The 6,727-nt window shown below is 71.3% G+C and carries 3 protein-coding genes; all 3 read right to left on the bottom strand.

Annotated elements, in window-relative coordinates; genetic code table 11:
• Positions 1–71: 71 nt before the first annotated feature.
• Positions 72–5,039, bottom strand: coding sequence for an NAD-glutamate dehydrogenase (locus tag ACFXA3_RS21730; protein WP_385189024.1), 4,968 nt, complete (start codon positions 5,037–5,039; stop codon positions 72–74).
• Positions 5,040–5,393: 354 nt separating this feature from the next.
• Complete coding sequence (locus ACFXA3_RS21725) at positions 5,394–6,077, bottom strand: HAD family hydrolase (RefSeq protein ID WP_385189022.1); 684 nt, start codon at positions 6,075–6,077, stop codon at positions 5,394–5,396.
• Positions 6,074–6,574 carry a DUF6912 family protein gene (locus tag ACFXA3_RS21720; RefSeq protein WP_385189020.1) on the bottom strand — a complete coding sequence of 167 codons (501 nt, stop codon included), beginning with the start codon at positions 6,572–6,574 and terminating at the stop codon, positions 6,074–6,076. Before ACFXA3_RS21720 ends, ACFXA3_RS21725 begins: the two co-directional genes overlap by 4 nt.
• Positions 6,575–6,727 lie beyond the last annotated feature (153 nt).

Genomic DNA, 6,727 nt, shown 5'->3' with positions numbered 1-6,727 from the left:
GGTTCCCCCTCGGGGGGGCGCTTGCCAACCCCGCCCCCCGGGCCCGCCCGTGCGTCATCGCCCCTCGGGGACTACGCGTGCGTGCGCAGCAGCGAACGCATCGTCCGCATCGCGACGGACAGGTTCGCCAGGTCGAAGTCGTCCGAACCCCGGATCTCGTCCAGGGTCGTCCGGGCCCGGCTGATGATCGCCGCGTTCTTCTCCTCCCACGCCTTGAAGCGCTCTTCGGGAGTCGAGTCGCCGTTGCCCACCGCCAGCACGTCGGCGGTCAGCGCGGCGTGCGCCGCGAACAGGTCCTCGCGGATGGAGGCGCGGGCCATGGACTGCCAGCGGTCGGACCGCGGCAGTTCGATGATCCGGTCCATCAGCTGGGTGATGTCCAGGCGGTCGGCGAGGTCGTAGTACACCTCGGCGACACCCAGCGGGTCGACGCCCGTGCGGTCCGAGATCGCGACGATGTCCAGCGTCGGGAAGGCCGAGGAGAACCCGGCGACCTTGGCCGCCAGCTCCTCCGGCACGCCCTCGCCGGTCAGCTCGTCCACGATCGACTGGTACCAGTCGAGGTCGGCGCCGCGCACCAGCTTGGGCAGCTCGGCCCAGACGTCGCTGACCCGGTCGGCGAACAGCTCGATGGTCTCGGTGATCTGGAGCGGCTGCGGCCGGTTGTTCAGCAGCCAGCGGGTGCCGCGCTCGACCAGGCGCCGCGAGTGCAGCCGCACCCGGGTCTGGACGTCGGCCGCGACCTTGTTGTCCAGCGCCTCGACCGCGTCCCAGACCTCGGCCATGCCGAAGATCTCGCGGGCCGAGAGCTGCGCCCGGACGATCTCCTCCGTGGAGGCCCCGGTCTCCTCGCGCAGCCGGTGCAGGAAGGTCGAACCACCGGTGTTGACCGTGTCGTTGACGAGCAGCGTCGTGATGATCTCGCGGCGCAGCGCGTGCCCGTCGATCTGCTCCGGGAACTTCCCGCGCAGGGCGCCCGGGAAGTACGCGTGCAGCAGACGGCGCAGGTACGGGTCGTCGGGCAGCTCGGTGGCGATGAGCTCGTCCGCCACCGTGATCTTGGTGTAGGCGAACAGGACGGCCAGCTCCGGCTGGGTCAGGCCCTTGCCGGCGCCCAGCAGTTCACGGATCTGCCGGTCGGTGGGCAGGAACTCGATGCCCCGGTCCAGCCGTCCGGCGGCCTCCAGGCGGCGCATGAAGCGCTGCTGGGCGTGCAGCAGGCTGGGCGCCTGCGCGGTGCCGTTGGCCAGGGCCGTGTTCTGCGCGTAGTTGTTGCGCAGCACCAGGTGCCCGACCTCGTCGGTCATCTCGGCCAGCAGCTTGTTGCGCTGCTTGACGGTCATGTCCCCGTCGGCGACGACCGCGTTGAGCAGGATCTTGATGTTCACCTCGTGGTCGGAGGTGTCCACGCCCGCGCTGTTGTCGATGGCGTCGGTGTTGACCTTGCCGCCCTCGCCGCCGGCGCCGATCCGGGCGAACTCGATGCGGCCGAGCTGGGTCAGGCCCAGGTTGCCGCCCTCGCCGATGACCTTGGCCCGGACGTCCCCGCCGTTGACGCGGATGGCGTCGTTGGCCTTGTCGCCGACGTCGGTGTGCGTCTCGGTACCGGCCTTGACGTACGTGCCGATGCCGCCGTTCCACAGCAGGTCCACGGGGGCCTGGAGGATGGCCTGCATCAGGTCGGCCGGGGTCATCTTGGTGACGCCCGCCTCGATGCCGAGGGCCGCGCGCATCTGCGCGTTGACCGGGATGGCCTTCGCCGTGCGCGGGTGGACGCCGCCGCCCGCGGACAGCAGCGCGGGGTCGTAGTCGGCCCACGAGGAGCGCGGCAGCTCGAACAGGCGCCGGCGCTCGGCGTACGAGGTCGCCGCGTCCGGGGCCGGGTCGATGAAGATGTGCCGGTGGTCGAAGGCGGCGACCAGGCGGATGTGCTCGGAGAGCAGCATGCCGTTGCCGAACACGTCGCCCGACATGTCGCCGACGCCGACGACGCTGAAGTCCTCGGTCTGGGTGTCGTGGCCCAGCTCGCGGAAGTGCCGCTTGACGGACTCCCAGGCGCCGCGGGCGGTGATGCCCATGCCCTTGTGGTCGTAGCCGGCCGAGCCGCCCGAGGCGAACGCGTCGCCCAGCCAGAAGCCGTACGCCTCGGCGACGCCGTTGGCGATGTCCGAGAAGGTCGCGGTGCCCTTGTCCGCGGCGACGACGAGGTAGGTGTCGTCCTCGTCGTGGCGGACCACGCCGTTCGGCGGCACGACCGCGCCGCCGACCATGTTGTCGGTGATGTCGAGCAGCGCCGAAATGAAGATCTTGTAGGAGGCGATGCCCTCGGCCAGCCACGCGTCGCGGTCCACCGACGGGTCCGGCAGGTTCTTGGCGACGAAGCCGCCCTTGGCGCCGACCGGCACGATGACGGTGTTCTTGACCATCTGCGCCTTGACCAGGCCGAGGATCTCCGTACGGAAGTCCTCGCGGCGGTCGGACCAGCGCAAGCCGCCTCGGGCGACCTTGCCGAAGCGCAGGTGGACGCCCTCGACGCGCGGGGAGTACACCCAGATCTCGTACGCCGGGCGCGGCGCCGGGAGTTCGGGGATGGCCTGCGGGTCGAACTTCATCGACACGTACGCGTGCTGCTCGCCCGCGTCGTTGAGCTGGAAGAAGTTGGTGCGCAGGGTCGCCTTGATCAGCGTGAGGAAGGACCGCAGGATCCGGTCCTCGTCGAGCGAGGCGACCTGGTCCAGGGCCCCGTCCAGCTCCTCCAGCATGGCGTCGATGAGCTCGGTGCCGGCGGACTGGCGGCCGGGCGACATCCGGGCCTCGAAGAGCGAGACCAGCAGCCGGGTGGTGTGGACGTTGTTGCGGAGGGTGTCCTCCATGTAGTCCTGGCTGAAGTTCACGCCGGCCTGGCGCAGGTACTTCGCGTAGGCGCGCAGCACCACGGCCTGGCGCCAGGTCAGCCCGGCGCTCAGCACCAGGGTGTTGAAGTTGTCGTTCTCGGCGTCGCCCTGCCAGACGGCGGCGAAGGCCTCCTGGAAGCGCTCGCGGGCGTCGTCGCCGAGGTAGGTGTCGCCGTTGCCGGCGGGCAGCGGCATCCGCAGGCCGAAGTCGTAGATCCACGCGTTGGTGCGGTCGCTGCAGCGCAGTTCGTACGGGCGCTCGTCGGTGACCTCGACGCCCAGGCGCTGGAGCACGGGCAGGACCGCGGACAGCGAGACCTGCTCACCCGTGCGGTAGATCTTGAACCGGCGCTCGCCGGGGCCGGCGCCGACGGGCTCGTACAGCGAGAGCGCGAACGGGCGGTCGCTGGCGGAGAGCCGCTCCAGGTGGCACAGGTCGGCCACGGCCGCGCGCGGCTTGTGGTCGGCCTTGTAGCCCTCGGGGAAGGAGGTGCCGTACTTGCGCAGCAGCTCGGCGGCGCGCTCCTCGCCCACCTCGGCGACCAGGGCGTCGGCGAAGCCGTCGGCCCAGGAGCGGGCGGCCTCGACGAGGCGGGCCTCGATGCGCTCGACGTCGCCGTCCGTCAGGACCGGCAGTTCCTTGCCCTGCGGGACGCGGATGACGAAGTGGATGCGGGCCAGGATCGACTCGGTGTTCCAGGCGGTGAAGTCGACGCTGCTGCCGCCGAGCTCCTCCTGGAGGATCGCGATCAGGCGCAGCCGCACGCCGGTGGTGTAGCGGTCGCGCGGCAGGTAGACGAGCGCCGAGTAGTAGCGGCCGTACTCGTCCTGGCGCAGGTACAGCCGCAGCCGGCGGCGCTCCTGGAGGTACAGGACGGAGGTGGCGATCTCGCGGAGCTTGTCGACCGGGGTCTGGAACAGCTCGTCGCGCGGGTAGGTCTCCAGGATCTGGAGCAGGTCGCGGCCGTCGTGGCTGTTCGGCGAGAAGCCGGCGCCGTCGAGGACCTCGGCGACCTTGCGGCGGATGACCGGGACGCGGCGCACCGACTCGGTGTACGCGGCGGAGGAGAACAGGCCGAGGAAGCGGCGCTCGCCGACGACGTTGCCCTCGGCGTCGAACTTCTTGACGCCGACGTAGTCGAGGTACGAGGGGCGGTGCACGGTGGCGCGGCTGTTGGCCTTGGTCAGCACCAGCAGGCGGTGCTCGCGGGCCTTGGCGCGGGCGTCGGCCGGCAGCCGGTTGAAGGAGGGCGAGACGGGGTGGTCGTCCTCCTGGCCGCTGTGGTGCGGGTCGGAGCGCAGGATGCCGAGGCCGGTTCCGGGCACGGCGGACAGGGCGTCGCCGTCGACGAGGTCGTACTCGCGGTAGCCGAGGAAGGTGAAGTGGTCGTCGGCGAGCCAGCGCAGCAGCTCGCGGGCCTCTTCGAGCTCGTACTCGCGCAGGTCGGGCGCGGTGGGCTCGTCGGGGAGGTCGTCGGCGATGCGCAGCGCGGCGTCGCGCATCTTCTCCCAGTCCTCGACGGACTCGCGGACGTCGGACAGGACGCGGCGCAGGTCGTCGGTGATCTGCTTGAGGTCGGCGCGGTCGGTCTCGCGGTCGGTCTCGACGTGGATCCAGGACTCGACGAGGGAGTCGTGGGGGCGCGCGGTCTTGGGGCCGTGCGCGTCGCAGTCGGGACCGAGGATCTCGATCAGCTTGCCGGTGACGTCACGGCGGACGACGACCTGCGGGTGGATCACGACGTGGATGCCGCGGCTCTGCCGGGACAGCTCGTTCGTCACGGAGTCCACGAGGAACGGCATGTCGTCGGTGACGACCTCGACGACCGAGTGGCTGGAGGTCCAGCCGTTCTCCTCGACCGTGGGGGTGTGCACGCGAACGTTCGCCGTGCCCTGCGGCCGGTTCTCCGCGAGCCGGTAGTGCGACAGCGCCGCCCCGAACACGTCGACCGGGTCCCGGTCGAGCAGGTCCTCCGGGGCGGTGTGCAGGTAGTAGCGCTGGAGGTAGGCGAGAGTGGTGTCCCGGTCGGGACGCTCCCGCTGCTCGGACCCAGTCGGAAGTAGCCCCCCGGCCGGGCTGTTCTCAGCTACCCGTGCCGCCCGCGCGAGCAGCTCGGCCTTTGCTTCGTCCAGCTTGGTCTGCATGTCCTCTGGCTCCTGTCGCGCGCCATTGCGTGACGTAGGTGAAGGAAGGAATGACGTGGCGCCGCGATGCGGGGTGACCGTTCGGGATCGGCGCCGTGCCGTCGTGAGAGCCGCCCGGGAGGGATTTGGCCATGATCGGCGTGAGGTCCCGGCAGCGGGGATCAGCGAAGGCCCGGGCACGGTCGTGCGCCGGGCGCTGGCCGGAGGCGGCAATGCCTCCGATGACTATCGCGCTGATCACGGGTACCAGGCTATCTCGCCTGACCCCCTCCTCGTCACGCACCAGATCTGTACAAAAGCAGGTCTTGAAGTTTGACGATGTGCGCAGTGACGCGGCCCGCCCGATGCCAGTACTTATTCGGCCAGCTCGCGAGCAGTGCGTACGGCTTCGGCCAGCGAGTCCACGACGGGGACCCCGGCTCGTTCCAGACTGCGGCGGCTGTGCGAACCACCCGTGTAGAGGACGGCCCGGGCTCCGACGTGAGCCGCGGCGAGGGCGTCGTCGAGGGCGTCCCCGATGAGGATCGTACGGTCGGCGGTCACGCCCGTTCCCTCCATAGCCGCCATGTGACGTATGAGGTGTACGGCTTTGCTGGTGTGCGAGGGGCCGGTGCGCCCGTCGACGCGCAGGAAGTGCGCGCCGATCCCGTGCGCTTCCACGAGGGGTACGAGCCTCTCGTGCGGCGCGAGGGAGAGCAGGGACTGCGTGAGTCCGCCCGCCTGCCAGTCGCGCAGGAGCTCCCGGGCCCCTTCGGTGAGCCCGGCGGCGTCGGCGGCGGCCCAGTAGTGCCGGTGGAACGTCGCGTCCATGACCTCCCACTCGGCTTCGGTGGGCAGCCGTCCCATCAGCCGCTCGTAGAACTTCGGCACCGGTACGACGTACAGCTCGCGGTAGCGCTCCAGCGTGATCGGCGCGAAGCCGAACTCGGCGAAGGAGGCGTTGGTGGCGGCGATGACGGCGTCGATGTCGTGCAGCAGCGTGCCGTTCCAGTCCCACACGATGTGGGCGCCGGCCGCGGAGGTGGCGGGGAGGCTCATTTCAGCAGCCCCGGGATCTCCTGGACGCCGAACCACAGCAGTTCGTGGTCCTCGGCGCCGTCCACGGTGAACTGCGCGTCGTCGTCCCCGGCGTCGGCGGCCTCCAGGGCAGCGGCGGCGGCGCTCACGTCGCCCAGCGCGTCATCGGCGTCCACGTGCACGGCGGCGGCCACGGAGAGCCGTACGGCCGCGGCGAGCGTCACCTGGCCCAGGGTGGCCTCGTCGATCCCGGGGGTCGCGGTGGCGGCCTTGTCGTCCACGTCGACGGCCACGACGACGCGCTTGCGCGGGGCGCCGTCCTGCGCGGCGAGCAGGCGCAGGGACGCGGCGGCGGCCCGGCCGAGCGCGGCGTACTCCAGCTCCTCCAGGTCCTCCGACACGTACCACTCGCGCAGGCCGGGCGTGACGGCGTACGCCCGCAGCGGGGCCGGTCCCAGCTCACCCGCCTCGTGCGCCTCGGCGAGCCCGGGGAGGGTCAGGGGGACGTACACGCGCATGGCCGGCTGCTTTCGGTAGTCGGAAACGCCCTCAGGATACGACCGACCCCGCCGGTCGCGGCGCCCTCCCCGCGGAAGGCGCACGGGGCTGCGCCGGGTGACGGGCGCGGGCCCCCCTCGGGGTGGGGGGGGGCGGGCCGGGCGCCGCCCCCC

The organism is Streptomyces sp. NPDC059456 (genome assembly GCF_042750055.1).
GTDB lineage: Bacteria > Actinomycetota > Actinomycetes > Streptomycetales > Streptomycetaceae > Streptomyces.
Note: the sequence above shows the minus strand (reverse complement) of the source record. Positions and strands in the feature narration are given on the sequence as shown.

Excerpts from the sequence above, each read along its gene's own strand:
- ACFXA3_RS21730 (WP_385189024.1), bottom strand. The coding sequence starts at position 5,039 with ATGCAGACCAAGCTGGACGAAGCAAAGGCCGAGCTGCTCGCGCGGGCG.
- ACFXA3_RS21725 (WP_385189022.1), bottom strand. The coding sequence starts at position 6,077 with ATGAGCCTCCCCGCCACCTCCGCGGCCGGCGCCCACATCGTGTGGGAC.
- ACFXA3_RS21720 (WP_385189020.1), bottom strand. The coding sequence starts at position 6,574 with ATGCGCGTGTACGTCCCCCTGACCCTCCCCGGGCTCGCCGAGGCGCAC.